At 73.5% G+C, this 19,076-nt stretch carries 13 protein-coding genes and 1 pseudogene; 11 read left to right on the top strand and 3 right to left on the bottom strand.

Annotated elements, in window-relative coordinates; translation table 11 throughout:
* Positions 1–921 precede the first annotated feature (921 nt).
* Positions 922–4,869: a beta-N-acetylglucosaminidase domain-containing protein gene (locus ACFV0O_RS10220; RefSeq protein WP_380338966.1), complete on the top strand. Its 3,948-nt coding sequence runs from the start codon at positions 922–924 to the stop codon at positions 4,867–4,869.
* 120 nt (positions 4,870–4,989) lie between these two features.
* On the opposite strand, the gene ACFV0O_RS10215 is transcribed toward ACFV0O_RS10220, so the two are convergent.
* Positions 4,990–5,634: an HNH endonuclease gene (locus ACFV0O_RS10215; protein WP_380338963.1), complete on the bottom strand. Its 645-nt coding sequence runs from the start codon at positions 5,632–5,634 to the stop codon at positions 4,990–4,992.
* Between the two features lie 491 nt (positions 5,635–6,125).
* Here ACFV0O_RS10215 and ACFV0O_RS10210 point away from each other — a divergent pair, with 491 nt between their 5' ends.
* From ACFV0O_RS10210 to ACFV0O_RS10175, 8 genes and pseudogenes are all read left to right on the top strand, one after another.
* Positions 6,126–7,295, top strand: coding sequence for a mechanosensitive ion channel family protein (locus tag ACFV0O_RS10210; protein ID WP_380338960.1), 1,170 nt, complete (start codon positions 6,126–6,128; stop codon positions 7,293–7,295).
* Positions 7,296–7,597: 302 nt separating this feature from the next.
* A complete protein-coding gene (locus ACFV0O_RS10205) occupies positions 7,598–8,788 on the top strand; it encodes an ROK family protein (RefSeq protein WP_380338957.1) in 1,191 nt (396 codons plus the stop codon).
* Positions 8,789–8,998: 210 nt separating this feature from the next.
* Positions 8,999–10,318 (top strand): ABC transporter substrate-binding protein, encoded by a 1,320-nt coding sequence (locus tag ACFV0O_RS10200; RefSeq protein WP_380339133.1) that lies wholly within the window; start codon positions 8,999–9,001, stop codon positions 10,316–10,318.
* A 27-nt stretch (positions 10,319–10,345) separates the two neighbouring features.
* Positions 10,346–11,362, top strand: coding sequence for a carbohydrate ABC transporter permease (locus ACFV0O_RS10195; protein ID WP_380338954.1), 1,017 nt, complete (start codon positions 10,346–10,348; stop codon positions 11,360–11,362).
* A gap of 21 nt (positions 11,363–11,383) precedes the next feature.
* Positions 11,384–12,304, top strand: coding sequence for a carbohydrate ABC transporter permease (locus ACFV0O_RS10190; protein ID WP_380338952.1), 921 nt, complete (start codon positions 11,384–11,386; stop codon positions 12,302–12,304).
* Positions 12,304–13,293: pseudogene (locus ACFV0O_RS10185) on the top strand (6-phospho-beta-glucosidase); the annotation flags it as partial. The gene ACFV0O_RS10190 and the pseudogene ACFV0O_RS10185, both read left to right, overlap by 1 nt.
* A 102-nt stretch (positions 13,294–13,395) precedes the next feature.
* A complete protein-coding gene (locus ACFV0O_RS10180; RefSeq protein WP_380339130.1) occupies positions 13,396–14,193 on the top strand; it encodes an N-acetylglucosamine kinase in 798 nt (265 codons plus the stop codon).
* A 122-nt stretch (positions 14,194–14,315) separates the two neighbouring features.
* Positions 14,316–14,978: a hypothetical protein gene (locus tag ACFV0O_RS10175; protein ID WP_380338949.1), complete on the top strand. Its 663-nt coding sequence runs from the start codon at positions 14,316–14,318 to the stop codon at positions 14,976–14,978.
* Between the two features lie 124 nt (positions 14,979–15,102).
* Here the strand turns inward: ACFV0O_RS10175 and ACFV0O_RS10170 are convergent, their stop codons facing one another.
* Positions 15,103–15,765 carry a response regulator gene (locus ACFV0O_RS10170; protein ID WP_380338946.1) on the bottom strand — a complete coding sequence of 221 codons (663 nt, stop codon included), beginning with the start codon at positions 15,763–15,765 and terminating at the stop codon, positions 15,103–15,105.
* Positions 15,762–16,940, bottom strand: a complete 1,179-nt coding sequence (locus ACFV0O_RS10165) for a sensor histidine kinase (protein ID WP_380338943.1) — start codon at positions 16,938–16,940, stop codon at positions 15,762–15,764. The genes ACFV0O_RS10170 and ACFV0O_RS10165 overlap by 4 nt, the downstream gene beginning before the upstream one ends.
* A gap of 134 nt (positions 16,941–17,074) precedes the next feature.
* Between ACFV0O_RS10165 and ACFV0O_RS10160 the strand changes: the two genes are divergently transcribed.
* On the top strand, positions 17,075–17,986 hold the full coding sequence (locus ACFV0O_RS10160; protein ID WP_380338940.1) for an ABC transporter ATP-binding protein: 912 nt from the start codon (positions 17,075–17,077) through the stop codon (positions 17,984–17,986).
* A complete protein-coding gene (locus ACFV0O_RS10155; RefSeq protein ID WP_380338937.1) occupies positions 17,983–18,828 on the top strand; it encodes an ABC transporter permease in 846 nt (281 codons plus the stop codon). The genes ACFV0O_RS10160 and ACFV0O_RS10155 overlap by 4 nt, the downstream gene beginning before the upstream one ends.
* Positions 18,829–19,076 lie beyond the last annotated feature (248 nt).

Here is a 19,076-nt window from a genome sequence, read left to right as displayed (position 1 = left end):
TTCTCACCGTTGACATGCCGGTAGCCCTCCGTACGCATGTCGAGGCACGATTCGAGATTCATGGAGAACCCTGTGTTCGTCACCGCCGACCTCATGGAACCCAATCACTGTTCGCCACGCGCTTACGCGGTCGCCACACCCCGCATCACCCGACGCCTTCGCCCCTTACGCGAACGAGGACGGCAGTAGCCTCCCGAACAGCGAGGAGGAGGGCGCTCAACGGTGATGGGGTCGGGGCTGATGAAGCGGCCCGTCGTGGGGTCGTACTCGCGTGCTCCGAGGAGGGTGAAGCCGGTGGACTTCTCCTTGATGGAGGTGGTGTTGCCCGCGGCGTCGTAGGTGTAGGAGGTCGCCGCGGTGCCGGCCGGGCTGGTCCGGGTGGACTTCACCAGCGCGTGCGGACCGCCGGTGCCGCCGCCCGTCTTCGGGTCGGTGGACGGGGTGTTGGGGCCGGTGCCGAAGGTCTGGGTGGTGGTGACGTCCTTGATGCCGTCGCTGTCGGTGCCCTTCTGGGCCGGCTTGGTGCCGGGACGGTACGCGGCGCCGTCCCAGACCTCGGCCGCGGACGGCCGTGCCGCCCGCTCCGCTGCCTTCCTGAGTACCGCTCCCCGGTCGAGTGCCCAGGCCCGCTTCGCCAGGCAGCGGGGTGGCCGGGGTGGCTTTGGGGCAGGCCGTGGTGACGGGGGTTCAGGGCCTCCCCGGGATCGTCACGGAATCGTCACGGACCGGACCTGACCAGCGGCGGAGTGGTTCGGGCGGCGGAGTTCCGGGCGCTCGGGGCGGGGCTGTGCGCGGGCCGCGGGGACGGTCCGACATGGGCTCGAACACGGCAAAACGGTCATAGCCGTCAGTGGCGTTGACACCGGGTTGGGTAGCTGGTGGGGTTGCGGCGATGTCGTTGTGCCTGGCGAGGAGGCTCCTGTGCAAGCCCGAGTGTCCGTCGCCGCCGGGCGGCGTCTGAGGTCGCAGTTGGAGCAGAGTCCGGCGTTGCGGGAGGTGCTGCAGCACCCGGCGGCGTTGGTGGCTCGGCGGGCCACGGCGCGGACGTGCCGTCAGTTGGCGCCGCGGACGGCGGACCGGCTGATCGCCGATCTCAAGGGGACGGAGCCGCTGCTGGCGTCGGTGCGCGCGGAGCGGGCGGCGGGGCGGCCGGGCCGACGGGCGATGCAGATCGCGGCCGGGGTGGCGGCGGCTGCGGTGGTCGGCGGGCTGTTGGCGGGGCCGCTGCCGTCGGCGGCGTACGCGGCGACGCCGGGGACGGACGTGGTGAGCACCGCCCCGCAGACCCCGTTGGGGAGCGTGACCGACCCGCAGGTGTTCCCGCGGCCGCAGGAGCAGACGGTGGCGGGCAAGGCGGTCGTGGTGCCGGGCGCCGTGACGCTGGTGGCGTCGCCGAAGGCGGACATCGGCGCGGTGTTGGCGGTCCGCGAGGTGCTGGCGGTGGCCGGGACGACGGACGTGACCTCGCAGGGGGAGGGCGGGACGCCCGCGGCCGGCTCGCTGGTGGTGTACGTCGGCGGGCCCGCCGAGGGTGCCGGCGGCGAGGTGGACCGGGTGCTGCGGCAGTTGACCGCCGCGGCCGGCGGCAAGGAGGGCGCCGCGCCCTCGACCGCGAACCTGCCGTCCGGCGGGTACGTGTTGTCGGCCGGTCAGCTGCCCGCGCAGGGTGGCGGGACGTACGGCGCCGTGGTGCTGGCGGGTGTGGACGCCACCGGGACCTTCTACGCCGCGCAGAGCCTGCGCCAGCTGCTGGCCGCCGTGCCGGCCGGGCAGGGGCAGGCGGCGGGCGCGAACGGGCTCGGCCTGCCGGGGATCACGCTGCGGGACTGGCCGAGCGGCGCGCCGGTGCGCGGCACCGCCGAGGCGTTCTACGGCACCCCGTGGACGGCGCAGCAGCGGCTGGACCAGGTCGACTTCCTCGGCCGGTCCAAGCAGAACTTCTACCTCTACGCGCCCGGTGACGACCCGTACCGGCTCTCCCGTTGGCGCAACGCCTACCCGGCGGCGCAGGCGGACGAGTTGCGCGAGCTGGCGGGCCGGGCGCGCCGCAGCCACGTGACGCTCGGCTACGCGATCGACCCGGGGCAGTCGCTCTGCTTCAGTTCCGGCAAGGACGTGGACGCGCTGGTGGCGAAGCTGGACGGGCTGCGCAAGATCGGCTTCACCGCGTTCCAGCTGCAGTTCCTGGACGTCAGCTACGACGAGTGGCACTGCGACGACGACCGCGACGAGTACGGCACCGGGCCCGCCGCGGCCGCCAAGGCGCAGGCCGAGCTGGTGAAGACGGTGCAGGACCGGCTGATCGCGAAGAACCCGGGCCTGGCACCGCTGTCCGTCGTCCCGACCGAGTACCACCAGCAGGGCGCCACGCCGTACCGCAAGGCGCTGGCCGCGGCGCTGCCGGCGGGCGTGCAGGTGGCCTGGAGCGGGGTCGGGGTGATCCCGGAGAAGATCACCACCGCGCAGGCCTCCGACACCGCCGACCTGTACGGCCACCCGCTGGTCACGATGGACAACTACCCGGTCAACGACGCCAATCCGGACCGGCTCTTCCTCGGCGCCTACACCGGGCGCGACCCGGGCGTGGCCACCCGCTCGGCGGTGATGCTGACCGGCGCGATGCAGCAGCCGGTGGCCTCCCGGATAGCGATCTCCACGGCCGGCGACTTCGCGTGGAACCCGGTCGGCTACAAGTCGGACGAGTCCTGGCAGGCGGCCGTGCGTTCGCTGGCCGGGCCGACCGGCGCCGGTGCGACGCCCGCCGGGACGGCGCTGCCCGCGGTCACCGCGCTCGCCGGCAACAGCACCTCCTCGCCGCTGTCCAAGCAGGAGTCCGGCTACCTCACGCCGCTGCTCGACCGCTTCTGGGCGATCGCCGAGCCGACCTCCGGCGTGGCGCCCGACCTCGCCAAGCTGATAGAGGCCGCCGCCCCGCTGCGGGAGTCCTTCGCCGCGATGGCCACCGCCCAGCAGACCCTGGTCGGCACCCCGGCGACCGCCCAGCTGGCCGGTGAGGCCGCGCCGTGGCTGGGACCGCTGCGCGACTACGGGCTGGCCGGACAGGCCGCGCTGAACATGCTGCTCGCCCAGCACGGCGGCGACGGTGCCGCGGCCTGGAAGGCCCGGGTGGAGCTCAACCAGCTGCGCGAGCAGCTCGACCGCGCCCCGGCCACCATCGGCGCCGGGGTGCTCGGCCCGTTCCTGGAGCGCGCCGTGCGGGCCGCCGACAACTGGGCGGGCGTGGTCAGCGGCGGGGTCACCGCGACCACCACGATGGGCACCGCGCAGGACCACCTGCCCGCGCTGATGACCGACGGCGTCGCGGACACCTTCTACTGGAGCTCCGCTCCGCCGCAGCCCGGCGACGCGGTCGGCCTGGACCTGGGCGCGGGCCGTCCGGTCAGCAACGTGACCGTGCTGATGGGCAGCTGGGGCAACGGCGCGGACGCCCGGACCGCCGTGGACGACTACATCCGCGACGGCGTGCTGGAGTACTCCACCGGCGCGGGCGGCTGGAAGCAGCTCGCCGTCGTCAAGAACCAGAAGACGGTCAGTGCCCAGCTCCCGCCGGGCACCGTCGTCCGGGCGGTGCGGCTGCGGGCCACCGCCGCGCAGAAGACCGCCGTCGCGGTGCGCGAGTTCACCGTCAGCGCCCCGGACGAGTCCCCGGCGAGCGTCACCGGCGGCCCCGACGCGCTGCCGGGCTCCTCCGCCGCCGCCGTGCTGGACGGCAATCCGGACACCGCGTACCGGGCCGCGAAGGCCCCGACCGCGCAGGACGAGCCGCTCACCGTGGAGCTCGGCGCCGCCCGTCCGCTGGACCGGCTCACCGTGCTGACCGACCCGGGCGTGCGCGCCACGGCCACCGTCGCGGTGCGCCGGGCCGACGGCACCTGGGCGGACATCGGCACCGTGCAGCCCGGCTACAACGAGCTGCCGGCGGGCGGGCAGGTCGCCGACGCGTTCCGGATGACCTGGAAGCCCGGCGGCGACCCGCCGGTCGTCAACCAGGTGATCCCCTGGTACGCGGACGCCCCGGCGGCCCGGCTGAGCCTGTCCGACCCGGCCCTGGACGTGGTCACCGGTGCGTCCGCGCCCGCCCAGACCCGGGCCACCGTGGAGGCCGGACGCCCCGAGGGCACCACCGGCGAGCTGCGCACCGACGTGCCTGCCGCCGCCAAGGGCCTGACCGTGACCCCGGCCGGGCCGGTGACCGTGCCGCGCGGCGGCCGGGTGGGCGTGCCGCTGTTGGTCAGTGCCGCGCCGGGCACGCCGTCCGGGACGTACCAGGTGCCGGTGCAGTTCGTGGCCGGGACGACCACCGTCAGGCAGGTGCTCCAGGTGCACGTGGTGCCGCCGACCGGCGGCGCGGACCTGGCCCTCGGCGCGAAGGCCACCTCCTCGGGCGACGAGGCGGCGGGCTTCCCGGCCTCGGCGGTCACCGACGGCGACCCGAAGACCCGCTGGTCCTCGCCCGCCAAGGACGACGCCTGGGTGCGGCTGGAGCTGCCGCAGGCGACCAGGCTGGGCGCGGCGGTGCTGCACTGGCAGGCCGCGTACGCCGCCTCGTACAAGATCCAGGTCTCGGCGGACGGGAACTCCTGGACGGACGCGGCGACGGTGGACAACGGCAAGGGCGGCGACGAGACGGTGCGCTTCGACGCGCCCGGCGTCCGGTTCGTCCGGGTCCAGGGCGTGGCGCGGGCGACCAAGTACGGCTACTCGCTGTGGGGGGTCGAGCTGTACGCGGTGACCCCGCCGGCCCAGCCGCAGCCCCCGGCCGGCCAGCCGGCGCAGCCGCCCGCGCAGCCGGCCGGCGCGCCGGGCACCCCTGCGACGACTCCGCCGGCGGCGCCGCAGAAGCCGTAGCCGGAGGCGGGCCCGGTACGAGAACGGCGGCGGGCCGCCGTGCTCCCCGGTGCGGGGGGCGCGGCGGCCCATGAGGCGCGTGCCGACGGTGTGACGGGCGGGCCCTTTGTGTCGCTTCGGTCAGGCGGAGAGCGGTTCGGGCTGCTCGCCGCGGCGGACGGGAGAGGAGTGGGCGCCGTGCGCCCGGCCGATGGGGACCGAGTGGTTGGCCTCGGTATGGTCGTGGTGCTCGTACTCGCCCCACTGTGGGGCGCGCAGTTGGTCCCCGCCGCCGTAGGGCTCCAGGTAGGGGCGCCAGCGCGGGTCCTTGATGCCGGTGCCGATGATCCGCCAGGCGAGTCCGCTGGGCGGTGCGGGCGGGCGCTTCATCCGCCACCCCAGTTCGGTGAGGTGGCGGTCGGCCTTGGTGTGGTTGCAGCGGCGGCAGGCGGCCACCACGTTGTCCCACCGGTGCTGGCCGCCCCGGCTGCGCGGGATGACGTGGTCGACGCTGGTGGCGGCGGCCCCGCAGTAGACGCAGCGGCCGTGGTCGCGGGCGAACAGCGCCCGGCGGGTGAGCGGGACGGGCCCGCAGAACGGGACCCGGACGAAGCGGGTCAGACGGACGACGGACGGCGCCGGAAGGGCGCTGGTGGCGCTGTGCAGAGTGACTCCCGAGTCCTCCAGGCTGACCGCCTTGTGGTTGAGGACCAGGATGAGTGCGCGGCGCATCGATACGACGCCGAGTGGCTCGTAGGACGCGTTGAGGACCAGGACATGCGGCACGGATGCCTCCTTGGACGCCTGCGGCGCGTGGCTCGCGCCGGGACGAGCGGTTGGATCGCACAACGAGTGCGCGATCTACCCCAGTGTCGCCTTACGCCGTTGTACGGCGCCACCACTCCTGTGTAACGGACCTGACGTGAACTCCGGGTGTGGTCTCTGTCATAACCGGTATGCCCGGGGAAGGTCGGGTTGCACCCGGGTGCCGCCCGGGCACCCTCCGGTGGCCCTCCCGGGGGACGACTCGGCCGGTCGGAGCAGTGCCGGGCCGGGCGGGACGGCCTCCGGGCCGGGGTCCGGGGGGAGCGCACCGGGGCGTTGACGGGGCGTCCGGGCCGTCCTGTACGCCCTCGGGCGGCTTCCCGCAAGGCCGCGGACGGCCTCCGGCGTGTCCGGGCGGGTGTGCGGCGGCGGATAGGCTAAGGCGCACGGTCCCCCGGGCCGCTTGCCGGCGGTGCGGGCCCGACACGCAATCCAGCAAGGAAGGTCCGCACGTGTTCAGCTCCGGCGCCACCGGTCTGTCCGACGCGTCCTCGACGCCCTCCGCCCCGACGCCGGCCCCCAGCCCCACCGGGCAGCTGCCGAATCTGGACCTGCGGATCCCGACCAGCGCGCAGGAGGTCTCGGACACCACCAAGCAGGCCGCCAGCTGGTTCGACACCCACTGGCAGGGCTGGCTGGCCTCGGGCCTGCGGATCGTCTTCATCGTGCTGCTGGCCCTGGTGCTGCGGGCGATGGTGCGCAAGCTGATCACCCAGCTGATAGGGCGGATGGCCCGCTCCCCCGAGCACCAGGAGGAGAGCCGGCTGGGCGGGCTGCTGGCCAACACCGGGGTGGTGAACCCGGAGCGGCGCCAGCAGCGCTCGGAGGCGATCGGCTCGGTGCTGCGCAGCGTGGCCTCCTTCACCATCCTGGGCACGGCGGCGCTGATGGTCCTCTCCGCGCTGGGCGTGAATCTGGCACCGCTGCTGGCGAGCGCCGGTGTGGCCGGTGTGGCGATCGGTTTCGGCGCCCGCAACCTGGTCACCGACTTCCTCTCCGGGGTCTTCATGATCATGGAGGACCAGTACGGCGTCGGCGACGAGATCGACACCGGGGTCGCCACCGGGACGGTGCTGGAGGTCGGCCTGCGGGTGACCAAGCTGCGCGGCGCCAACGGCGAGATCTGGTACATCCGCAACGGCGAGGTGAAGCGGATCGCCAACATGAGCCAGGGCTGGGCGACCGCCTCGGTGGACGTGCAGATCGGCTACAAGGAGGACCTGCTGCGGGTCGAGGACCTGATCCTGCAGACCGCCGAGGAGCTGGCCAAGGAGGCGCCGTACGACGAGCTGGTCTGGGCGCCGGTGTCGATCCTGGGCGTGGAGTCGGTCGCGGCGGACTCGGTGATGGTGCGGGTCGAGGCCCGGACCGCGCCCGGCAAGTCGGCGGCGGTCTCCCGGGCGCTGCGGCAGCGGCTCAAGGTGGCCTTCGACCGGGCCGGGATCAAGGTCAAGGAGGAGGCCCCGGCGGCGGCCGGTACGGCGGGCGCGGCGACCGGAGTGGTGATCGCACCGGCGCCGGCCCCTGCGGCCGAGCAGGCGGCACCGTCCGCGCTCGCCGACCCGAACTCGGCCCGGTTCCGGGCGAGCGAGCCGATCGCGGTGCCGAAGTCCGAGCTGTAGGACTTCCCGGGTGCCGGGCCACCGGCCACCGGTACGGCGGGGCCGCGGGCGGGGGCCGCGTGAACGAGACGATGAGCCCCGCTCCCACGGTCGTGGGGGCGGGGCTCCGTGGTGTCCGGTAACGCTTCGGCATCCTCCGTTCCGCCGACCATTGACACCCCGCTGACGCGGCCCTTACCGTCCTTGCCAAGCGACTGGAAAGTTTCCTAACAGTTCGCCCGGAGCTCGCGCCCGTCCGCACGGAAGCCGTCCGACAGCCACCCGGCGGCATCCCCGACCAGCCGAAAGAGGAGGATTCCGGCATGACGAAGAGCACCGCCAAGGCCCCCCTCGCCGGCACGCCGAGCCTGCTGCGGGCCATCAACGACCGGGCCGCCCTCGAACTCCTGCTGGAGAACGGCCCGCTCTCCCGCACCCAGATCGGTGCCCTGACCGGGCTGTCCAAGCCCACCGCCTCCCAGCTGCTGGCCCGGCTGGAGGCGGCCGGGCTGGTCCTGCCGGTCGGCACCACGGCGGGCGGGCCGGGGCCCAACGCGCAGCTGTACCAGGTGAATCCCGCCGCCGGGTACGTCGCCGGGCTGGACGTCACCAACGGCGGGATCCGGGTCGCGGTCGCCGACATCACCGGCACCACGCTGGCCGAGCACGCCGTCACCACCAAGGGCGTGCCGGCCGCCGAGACCGTCGCCACGGTCGCCGCCGCGGTCGCCGGGGCGGTCCGGACGGCCGGGATCACCGGGACCGGCCTGCGCGCCGTCGCGATCGGTCTGGGCGGCGCCCCCGACCCGGTCACCGGCAAGCTGCGGTACGCCTCCCACCTGCCCGGATGGCACTCACCGCGACTGGTCGAGGAGCTGTCCGAGGCGATCGGCGCACCGGTGTCCATCGAGAACGACGTCAACCTGGCCGCGGTCGCCGAGCAGGCCTCCGGCGCGGCGGCCGGGTTCGAGGACTTCGTCCTGCTCTGGGCCGAGGCGGGCGTCGGCGCCGCGATCGTCATCGCCGGGCGGCTGCACCGCGGCTTCACCGGCGGCGCCGGGGAGGTCGGCTACATGCCGGTGCCCGACTCGCCCGTCGAGTGGGACTCCCGCCGCCGCAACTTCGGCGGCTACCAGGCCCTGGTCGGCGCGCCCGCCGTCCGGGCGCTGGCCCGCGAGCACGGGCTCGGCGCGCCCACCGCGGAGGAGTCGATCGCCCGGGCGCTGGCCACCCCGGGCGCCGGCGACGCCTTCCTCGCCGAACTGGCCGGGCGGCTCGCGGTCGGGCTGACCGTGATCGTCGCCGTCGTCGACCCCCAGCTGGTGGTCCTCTCCGGCGCGGTGCCCAGCGCGGGCGGCGAACGCCTGCGCGCGCTCGTCGAGGACGAACTCGCCAAGCTCTCCATCGCCCGGCCCGAGGTGCGCAGCAGCGCCCTGCCCGACTCGCCGGTGTTGCTCGGCGCCCTGCAGCGCGCCCTGTCGGACGCCCGCGAGGCGGTCTTCTCCACCCACTGACGCCACCCACCGACGCCACTCACCGCCGCCGCCACCGCCCACCGACGTTCCCGCCCGCGGCCGCCCCCGCCGCTCCCACCCACCGACGCTCCCCTGCGCCCACCTCTCCCCAACCCCCGAACGCGGGAACCGAGGCAACGACGCCTGCCCGCGCACTCCCAGGAGGACCTCGAAGTGCACGCCACCACCTCCCGCCGAGGCCGCCGCACGATGGTCGCCGTCGCCGGCAGCGCCGTCCTCGCCCTGCTCGCCACCGCCTGCACCGGTTCCAGCGACTCGGGCGGCAACGACGACTCGGCCAGCGGCAAGGACGTCACCATCACCTTCTGGCACGGCTGGAGCCAGGACAACGAGACCAAGGCGATCGACGACAACATCGCCGCCTTCGAGAAGGCCCACCCCAACATCCACGTCAAGGCCGTCGGCAACATCCCGGACGACAAGGTCAACCAGGCCCTGCGGGCCGGCGGGAACGACGCGCCCGACGTGGTCTCCTCCTTCACCACCAACAACGTCGGCATGTTCTGCTCGACCAAGGCCTTCGTCGACCTCAAGCCCCTGCTGCAGCAGAGCGGCATCGACGCGGCCAAAACCTTCCCGGCCGCGATGCTCAACTACACCCAGTTCCAGGGCAACCAGTGCTCGCTGCCGCTGCTCGGCGACGCGTACGGCCTGTACTACAACAAGACGGCCTTCGCCGCCGCGGGCATCGCCCACCCGCCCAAGACCTTCAGCGAGTTCGCCGCGGACGCCGCCCTGCTGACCGTCCCCGACGGCGACTCGTACAAGCAGCTCGGCTTCATGCCGCTCTACCACGGCTACGAGTCCACCACCGAGCACTACCTCGGCCAGTACGGCGCCACCTACTTCGGTGCCGACGGCAAGTCGAACATCGCCGCCGACCCGAAGGTCGCCGCGATGCTCAAGTGGCAGAAGGGCATGGTCGACCAGCTCGGCGGCTACGCCAAGCTGGAGAAGTACCGCTCGACCTTCGGCGAGGAGTTCAGCGCCAAGAACCCCTTCCACACCGGCCAGCTCGCGATGGCCCTCGACGGCGAGTGGCGCACCGCCTCGCTCGCCGAGAACAAGCCCGGCTTCGAGTGGGCCACCGCCGCGTTCCCCGTCCCGGACGACCAGGCCGACACCTACGGGCGCGGCTACCAGACCGGCACCATCGTCGGCATCGCCAGCACCAGCAAGAAGCAGGCCGCCGCCTGGGAGTTCGTCAAGTACCTGACCACCGACACCGACGCGGTCGTCAGCTTCGCCAACGCGATCCACAACGTGCCCAGCACCTTCGCCGCGCTCGACTCGCCGAAGCTGGTCAGCGACGACAACCTCAAGACCTTCCTGGACATCGCCAAGAACGCCAACTCCGGCACCACCCCGCCGGCCGTCAACGGCAGCGGCTACATCGTCTCCCTGCAGAACCTGGGCTACGACTACGAGTCCGGCAAGCAGACCGACCTCCAGGCCGGTCTGACCGCCACGGCCAAGCAGATCGACACCGACATCGCCCAGGCCAAGTAAGCGCCGCGAACGGCCCACGGAGCTCCCATGTCACTCACGTTCGGCACCCGGAAGGGGAACGGCGGCAAGGCCGGCGCCGGACCGTCCCGCCCGGCGGCGCCCTCCACGCAGCACCTGCTGCGCCGGAAGCGCCGCCGGGAGGCGGCCCGCACCCTCGCCTTCCTCTCCCCCTGGCTGGTCGGGTTCGGCGTCTTCTTCGTCTACCCGCTGGTCTCCACCGCCTACTTCTCCTTCACCTCGTACAACGGCTTCGGCCAGCCCACCTTCAACGGACTGAAGAACTGGGACTACGTCTTCGACCAGCTGCCGACGTTCTGGCAGGGCCTGCGCAACACCCTGTGGCTGGTCGTCGTCATGGTGAGCCTGCGGGTCGCCTTCGGCCTCGGCGTGGGGATGCTCATCACCAGGGTCAAGACCGGCGCCGGCTTCTTCCGCACCGTGTTCTACCTGCCGTACCTGGCCCCGCCGGTGGCCGCGACCGTCGCCTTCGCCTTCCTGTTCAACCCCGGCACCGGCCCGGTCAACCACCTGCTGGGCGAGATCGGTCTGCCGCAGCCCGGCTGGTTCGCCGACCCGGACTGGTCCAAGCCCGCACTCACCCTGCTCGCCATGTGGGGCGTCGGCGACCTGATGGTCATCTTCATGGCCTCGCTGCTGGACGTCCCCAGGGAGCAGTACGAGGCGGCCGAGCTGGACGGCGCCGGCCCGTTCCAGCGGTTCCGGTACGTCACGCTGCCGAACATCTCGCCGATCATCATGTTCGCGGTGGTCACCGGGGTGATCCAGACCATGCAGTACTACACCCAGGCGATCGTCGCCGGGAAGGTCGCCAGCGGCATCGCCGGCAACTCCGGCCAGCAGTTCGAACCGGGCTACCCGGGCGGCTCCACGTGGACCCTGCCGCAGATGGTCTACAACCTGGGCTTCCAGCGCTTCAACTACGGCGCGGCGTGCGTGGTCGCCCTGGTGCTGTTCGCCATCTCGATGGCCGTCACCTCGATCCTGCTCCGCCGCAAGTCCGGCTTCATGGCGAACGACGACTAGCGGGCCAGTGAGGACCTGACCATGACTCCCAGCAACACGCTCACCGAGGCGCCGGCCCCGACCGGCCCCACCCGCCCCGCCACCCGCCCCGGCAGCCCCGCCGCCCGGGCCGCCCGGCGCCGCGCACTGCTCGACTGGGTGGCCGTCCACTCCCTGGCCGTCGCCGCCGCGCTGTTCTTCCTGCTGCCCTTCGTCTTCGTCCTGCTCACCTCGCTGATGGACGACCAGCAGGCGCTCACCACCGACTACTGGCCCACCCACTGGGAATGGGGCAACTACGGCAAGGTCTGGAACACCCCCGGCTTCCTCACCTGGTGGCGCAACACCCTGCTGTACGCGGGCGCCGGCACCCTGCTGACCGTCGTCTCCAGCCTCCCGGTCGCCTACGCGCTCGCCAAGTTCCGCTTCCGGGGCCGCAACCTGGCACTGATGGCGGTCATCGCGATGATGATGCTGCCGCCGCAGGTCACCGTCATCCCGATGTACCTGTTCTGGTCGAAGCAGATGGGTCTGAGCGGCTCGCTCTGGCCGCTGATCATCCCGATGGCGTTCGGCGACGCGTTCTCCATCTTCCTGCTGCGCCAGTTCCTGATGACCATCCCCAAGGAGTACCTCGAGGCCGCCCGGATCGACGGCTGCGGCGACCTGCGCACCCTGCTGCGGGTGGTCCTGCCGATGGCCAGGCCGGCCATCGCCGCGGTCGCGCTGTTCCAGTTCTTCTACTGCTGGAACGACTACTTCGGCCCGCAGATCTACGCCAGCAACAACCGCGAGGCCTGGACCCTGTCGTACGGGCTGGAGTCCTTCAAGGCCGCCCACCACACCAACTGGAACCTCACCATGGCCGCCACCCTGCTGGTGATGGCACCGGTGATCGTCCTCTTCTTCTTCGCTCAGAAGGCCTTCATCGAAGGCGTGACACTGACAGGGGTCAAGGGCTGATGTCCGCACCGAAGACGTCCGGCGCCACCGCGCTCAAGCTGGCCATCGTCGGCGGTGGTTCGACGTACACCCCGGAACTGGTCGACGGCTTCGCCCGGCTGCGCGACAGCCTGCCGATCGGCGAGCTGGTACTGATCGACCCGGCCGCCGAGCGGCTGGAGCTGATCGGCGGGCTCGCCCGGCGGATCTTCGCCAAGCAGGGCCACTCCGCCGCGGTCTCCGTGACGACCGACCTGGCGGCGGGCGTCGCGGACGCCGACGCCGTGCTGCTGCAGCTGCGCGTCGGCGGGCAGGCGGCCCGCGACCAGGACGAGACCTGGCCGCTGGAGTGCGGCTGCGTCGGACAGGAGACCACCGGCGCCGGCGGGCTCGCCAAGGCGCTGCGCACCGTCCCGGTGGTGCTGGACATCGCCGAGCAGGTGCGCCGGGCCAACCCGGACGCCTGGATCGTCGACTTCACCAACCCGGTCGGCATCGTCACCCGGGCGCTGCAGACCGCGGGCCACAAGGCCGTCGGGCTGTGCAACGTCGCGATCGGCTTCCAGCGCAAGTTCGCCGCGCACCTCGGGGTGGCCCCGGAGCTGGTCAGGCTCGACCACGTCGGACTCAACCACCTCACCTGGGAGCGCGGGGTGACCCTGCTGGACGGCCCGGGCGCCTCCGGCGGACGGGAGGTGCTCCCCGAACTGCTGCGGGACTTCGGCAAGGACATCGCGGACGACCTGCACCTGCCGCTGCCCGTCATCGAACGGCTCGGCGTCGTGCCGTCCTACTACCTGCGGTACTTCTACCAGCACGACGCGGTCGTCGCCGAGCTCAAGGAGCAGGGCTCGCGGGCCGCCCGGGTCGCCGAGATCGAGCGGCAGCTGCTGGAGATGTACGCCGACCCGGCCCTGGACACCAAGCCCGAACTGCTCGGCGAGCGCGGCGGCGCCTTCTACTCCGAGGCCGCCGTCCAGCTGATCGCCGCCCTGCTCGGGACCGGCGGCGGCTTCGCACCCCAGAAGATCGGCGGCGCCGCAGCCGTCGCCGGCCTCGCCCCGCTCGTCCGGCAGGCCGCAGCCCAGGCCGGGCACCCGGCCTGGAGCGGCGTGCTCACCAGCCACGTCAGCGCCTGCCTCGCCAACGCCGACCTGCCGGTCGAGGAGCGGGCCCTGCACGACGCCCTCGAATCCCACCCCTGGGGCGTCAGCAACACCGTCGCCAACGACACCTTCGGCCTGCTGCGGGCCGGCACCGACGGCCCGCGCGGCGTCGCGGTCGTCTGCGGCGCCGGGATCAACTGCGTCGGCCTGGTGCCGGACGGGCGCACCGCCCGCTTCCCCGCCCTCGGCGAACTCACCGGCGACTGGGGCGGCGGCTCCGGCCTCGCCATCACCAGCATGTGGCACGCCGTACGGGCGGAGGACGGCCGCGGCGGGCCCACCGCGCTCGCCCCCGCCATCGCCCGGCACTTCGGCCTGGCCAGTGCGGGCGCCGTCGCCGAGGCCGTCCACCTCGGGCACCTGCCGGTCGAGCGGCTGCACGAGATCGCCCGGGTGCTGTTCGCGGTCGCGGAGGGCGGGGACGCCGTCGCGCTGGAGCTGGTCGACCGCCAGGCCGACGAGATCGTCCGGCTCGCCGTGGTCGCGCTGAGGCGCCTGGGCCTGCTGGACTCCCCGACGCCGGTCGTGCTCGGCGGCGGCGTGCTCGCCTCCGAACAGCCGCTGCTGCTGGACAACCTGAAGGACCGTCTCGCGCGGGCCGCGCCGCTGGCCGAGCCCCGGGTCGTCGTCGCGCCGCCGATCCTGGGCGCGGCCCTGCTCGGACTCGACCACCTGCGGGCGGGTGCGGAGGCGCAGACGCGGCTGCGCAAGGCGTACGAGCGGCCGCGGACGGTGGCGGCCTGACGCCGCCTCGAAGACTTCCTCCCCCGCCGGACCCGCACGTCCGGCGGGGGAGGGAACCTACTCTCGGTAGTTGTCGTAGACCTATGTACCGACAACCGACGCCGCCCGGGGAGACTTGTGCCATGGCCGTGCCCCGCAACCTCCTCGCCGTAGCCCTGCTCGCCTGCGGCACCGCAGCCGTCGCCACCGGCTGCACCCCCGCCGAGTCCCGCCCCACGGTGACCGCCGCCTCCGCCGCCGCCGTCGCCGACGAGGCCGCGGACGACTTCCTCGACGAGGACTACCTCCTCGACGACGAGGAGTACGGGGTGGAGGGGGAGGACGGGGAGGAGGCCTACGCACCCGCCGAGGACCCGTCGGCCACCGCCACCGCCACCGCCCCCTCCTCCGACTCCGCTGCCGCCTCCGACTCCGCCGCCGCCTCCGCCACCTGCACGGCACCCGCCGAACGTCCGGGCCACGAGGTCCTCGTCGTCGTTGCCGCGAGCACCGCCGAACTCACCGCCCGCCCCGCCCGCCACGGTTGCGGCCCTGCCCGCTACACGGCCACCGGCAGCGCCGTCCACTACGGCTTCTCGGCGGACGGCGTCACGGCCACCCTGGTCGACCGGTCGCACGGCGACCCGGCCCGGCCCGTGCCGCTGGAGGACCTGGTCGTCCACCTCAACGACTGCCTGGCGGAACGGGATCCGGCGGATCCCTACGGGTGCCACGGCAACGCGTACGACGTGGCGCTGGACCCGCACGGACGGATCACCTCGATCGGCGAGGTCGCGGGTTCCTAGCGGCAGCGGGTCCGCGGTCCACCCGGGCGGTCCCGGTGGCCCGGGTGGACCGGGCGGTCCCGGTGGCTCGGGTGGACCGGGTGGCCGCGCGGGCCCGCCCCGGTGCTCCGCGAACGCGCGGTCCCTACGGGCTGACGAGTCCGAACTCGTAGGCCTGGATGACCAGGTGGACGCGGTCGCGGGCGGCGAGCTTGGTGAAGAGCCGGGCGACGTGGGCCTTGGCGGTGGCCACGCTGATGGTGAGCTCCTCGGCGATCTCGGCGTTGGACAGGCCGCGGCCGACCAGGGTGAGCACCTCGCGCTCGCGCTCGGTGACGGCGCCGACGACGGCCCGCCGGGGCCGGTCCGCGGCGGCGGCGTCCGGACGGGCGGCGAACTCGCCGATCAGGCGGCGGGTGATGCCGGGGGCGATCAGCGCGTCCCCGGCGGCGACGACCCGGACGCCGTCCAGGATGGTCTCCAGGGCGAGGTCCTTGACCAGGAAGCCGCTCGCGCCGGCCCGCAGCGCGCCGTACACGTAGTCGTCGTCGTCGAAGGTGGTGAGGACGAGGACGTGGGTGGGCAGGTCCGGGTCGGCGGTGATCCGGCGGGTGGCCTCGATGCCGTCCACGCCGGGCATCCGGATGTCCATCACGGCGACGTCGGGGCGCAGCCGGGCGACCAGTTCGACGGCCTCGGCGCCGTCGCCGGCCTCGCCGACCACCTCCAGGTCCGGGGCGTCGGCGATGAGCACGCGCAGGCCGGTGCGGATGAGCGGCTGGTCGTCCACCAGAACGACACGGATCACGGTCCCACCTCCACGGGGATCGGCAGTCGGGCGGCGACCCGGAAGCCGCCTTCGGGGCGCGGGCCGGCGCTGAACTCGCCCCGCAGCAGGGCGACCCGCTCGCGCATGCCGGCGATGCCGTAGCCCGTCCCGGGGCCGGCCGCCGCCGGTCCGGCGCCCAGGTCGACGACGGCGACGGCGAGTTCCTCCGGCCGGTAGTCGACGGTGACGTGGCAGTCCCGGGTGCCGGAGTGCTTGACCACGTTGGTCACCGCCTCCTGGACGATCCGGAAGGCCGCGAGGTCGACATCGGCGGGCAGTGCGCGCGGCTCGCCGTCGCGGGTCAGCGCGACCCGGACGCCGGCACCCGCGCTCCGCTCCACCAGCCGGTCCAACTCGGCCAGCCCCGGAGCGACTTCGAGCGGGGCGGACTCCTGCTCGCCGGCCCGCAGGGCGCCGAGCATCCGGCGCAGGCCGGCCAGGGTCTCCCGGCTGGTCGCCTCGATGGCGTTCAGCGCGTTGCGGGTCTCGGCGGGCTGGGTGTCCATGACCCGGCTGCCCATGCCGGCCTGGATCGCGATGATGCCGATGTTGTGCGCGACCATGTCGTGCAACTCGCGGGCGATCCGCAGCCGTTCGGCGGTCACGGCCTGCTCGGTGGCGCGGCCGCGCAGGGCCTCGGTGTGGGCGCGCCCCTGGTGCACGGTGTTGCCGACCAGCCAGGCGATCAGGACCGTCCCGGCCAGGGCCCCGAAGGCCATCGGGTTGACGGGGTACCCGTTCCAGGCGCCCCAGGACAGCATCCCGGCGGCCACCGCGACCGGCATCGCCGCCGCGCACAGCGACACCGCACGGGACCGGGTGGCCGCGGTGTGGCCGACGACCACGTCGGCGATCAGGAACTGCGCCACCGTCGTCTCCGGGACCCTCGTCATCCCCAGGGTGAAGAGGAACCCGGCCAGCGCCACGGCGATCGCGGCCAGCGGCAGCCGGACCAGCAGCGCCGTGACCAGGGTGGTGACCACCGCGGTGACCAGCAACGGCATGGACTCGATGTTGCCGTCGTACTCGAAGAGGAGGCGCAGCTCGTCCTCGCGGGTGAACACCCGGAAGACGATCACGAGCGTCCAGAGCGCCCCCACCCACACCCCGGCGGGCAGGCGCTTGAGCAGCGGCCGACGACCTTCGATGATCATGACGCGATGGTAGCGGCGGCCCGCACGGGGACACATCGGCCCGCGGGCGTAATCCCCGGGGCCAGTGCCACGGCCCGCGGTTGTGGCCCGGCGCCCGATGCCGAGGCGGGGCGCCGACCGGCAGCGTTGTCCCCGTGATCGAGATCGAGCGACTGACCAAGCGGTACGGCGCCACCACGGCCGTCGACCAGGTGACCTTCACCGTCCGGCCGGGCACCGTCACCGGCTTCCTCGGCCCCAACGGGGCCGGCAAGTCCACCACCCTGCGGATGATCCTGGGCCTCAACACCCCCACCGCGGGCACCGTCACCGTGGACGGCGTGCCCTTCGCCGGCCGCCCGCGCGGCCTGCGCCACGTCGGCGCCCTGCTGGACGCGGGCGACGTGCACGGCGGGCGCAGCGCCCGGGCCCATCTGTCGGCGCTGGCCCGCAGCAACCGGATCCCGCTCGGGCGGGTGGACGAGGTGCTGACGGAGGTCGGGCTCGGCAAGGCCGCCGGTCGGCGGATCGGCGGCTACTCGCTGGGCATGAAGCAGCGGCTCGGCATCGCCGGCGCCCTGCTCGGCGACCCGCCGGTGCTGCTGTTCGACGAGCCGCTCAACGGCCTGGACCCGGAGGGTGTCCTGTGGGTGCGCGGACTGTTCCGCCGCCTCGCCGCCGAAGGGCGTACGGTCTTCGTCTCCAGCCACATGATGGCCGAGATGGAACACACCGCCGACCGCCTGGTGGTCATCGGCCGCGGCCGACTGATCGCCGACGAGAGCCTCGCCGAGTTCTCGGCCCGCAACGCGGCCACCTCGGTGACCGTACGGGCCACCGAACTGCCCCTGCTGGCGCAGGCGTTGCGGGCGCAGGGCGCCGACGTGACCGAGGTGGAACCGCAGCTCGGGATCGTCACCGGCCTGTCCGCCGAGCGGATCGGCGAACTGGCCCGCCGGCACGACGTGGTGCTGACCGAGCTCGCCACCCGGACGTCCTCCCTGGAGTCCGCGTTCATGGCCCTGACCGCCGACAGCGTCGAGTACCCGGCTGGAGAGACCCGATGAGCACCACCGCCACACCCCGCTTCGCCGAGCCGGCACCCCGGTTCACCGACCTGCTCGCCGCCGAGTGGATCAAGCTGCGCTCCCTGCGCTCGACGTACTGGGTGCTGGCCCTGGCCTCACTGGTGGCGATCGCGGTCAACCTCAACGCCGTCCACTCCGACCTGCCGTACCTCGACCACCCGCCCACGCCGATGCCCGGGCAGTCGCCGTACACCTACGACCCGCTGTTCCACGGGCTCAGCAGCATCTCCGGCGACCTGATGGCGATCGCGGCCGGCAGCCTCGGCGCGATCACCGTGTTCGGCGAGTACACCACCGGCCTGATCCGCACCACCTTCGCCGCGGTGCCGGACCGGCGCGGGGTGATCGCGGCCAAGGTGGTGCTGATCGGCGGGATCACCACGCTCGCCGGGGCGGTGGTGTCGGTCGGATCCTTCCTCGCCACCAACGCGATGCTCGCCTCCCGGCACGTCGGGCTCTCCCTCACCGACCAGGGCTGCCTGCGGGCCGTCCTCGGCTACGCGGCGATCGTGCCGGCCTGTGCGCTGATCGGCATGGCGCTGGGCGCGCTGCTGCGGCACGCCACCGCGTCGATCGTCTCGCTGGTGATGCTGATGTTCATCCTGCCGATGATGTTCGGCGGCGACCGCTACCGGTGGCTGAAGGAGATCGGCACCCACCTGCCGCTGGCCACCGTGCAGCGGCTCACGATCAGGCCCGGCTCCTCGACGACGATGGGGAAGTACGCGCCGAGCGTGCTGGACTCCTGGATCACCATGGGGGTGTGGGCGGTCGCCGCGGTGGCGGTCACGGTGGTCGTGGTGCGGCGCCGGGACGTGTGAGGGACCGGTCCGGCGTCGGGGCGACCGTGCGGCGGGTAGGCCTGGTAGGCCCGGTAGGGCACGATCGTCCGGTCGTTGCGGTCGGCTCGGTCGGCGCTGTCGTCGCTGTCGTCGCGGATCTCGCGCAGTGCGGTCATCGGCACCCCCGCCCCCGGCGGGGGCCCCGCGGGGCCCGGCGGGGGGCGCGCCGCCCACAACAGCGGGCCGCCCCGCCCCCGCGTCCGGCACCGCGCCCACCCCGCCACGCT

This window comes from Kitasatospora sp. NPDC059577, assembly GCF_042735475.1.
Classification (GTDB): Bacteria; Actinomycetota; Actinomycetes; order Streptomycetales; family Streptomycetaceae; genus Kitasatospora.
Note: the sequence above shows the minus strand (reverse complement) of the source record. Positions and strands in the feature narration are given on the sequence as shown.

What these genes read in the sequence shown, in the direction of transcription:
- ACFV0O_RS10205 (WP_380338957.1), top strand. Translation starts at nt 7,598, where the DNA reads ATGACGAAGAGCACCGCCAAGGCCCCCCTCGCCGGCACGCCGAGCCTG.
- ACFV0O_RS10200 (WP_380339133.1), top strand. Translation starts at nt 8,999, where the DNA reads ATGGTCGCCGTCGCCGGCAGCGCCGTCCTCGCCCTGCTCGCCACCGCC.
- ACFV0O_RS10195 (WP_380338954.1), top strand. Translation starts at nt 10,346, where the DNA reads ATGTCACTCACGTTCGGCACCCGGAAGGGGAACGGCGGCAAGGCCGGC.
- ACFV0O_RS10190 (WP_380338952.1), top strand. Translation starts at nt 11,384, where the DNA reads ATGACTCCCAGCAACACGCTCACCGAGGCGCCGGCCCCGACCGGCCCC.
- ACFV0O_RS10175 (WP_380338949.1), top strand. Translation starts at nt 14,316, where the DNA reads ATGGCCGTGCCCCGCAACCTCCTCGCCGTAGCCCTGCTCGCCTGCGGC.
- ACFV0O_RS10165 (WP_380338943.1), bottom strand. Translation starts at nt 16,940, where the DNA reads ATGATCATCGAAGGTCGTCGGCCGCTGCTCAAGCGCCTGCCCGCCGGG.
- ACFV0O_RS10155 (WP_380338937.1), top strand. Translation starts at nt 17,983, where the DNA reads ATGAGCACCACCGCCACACCCCGCTTCGCCGAGCCGGCACCCCGGTTC.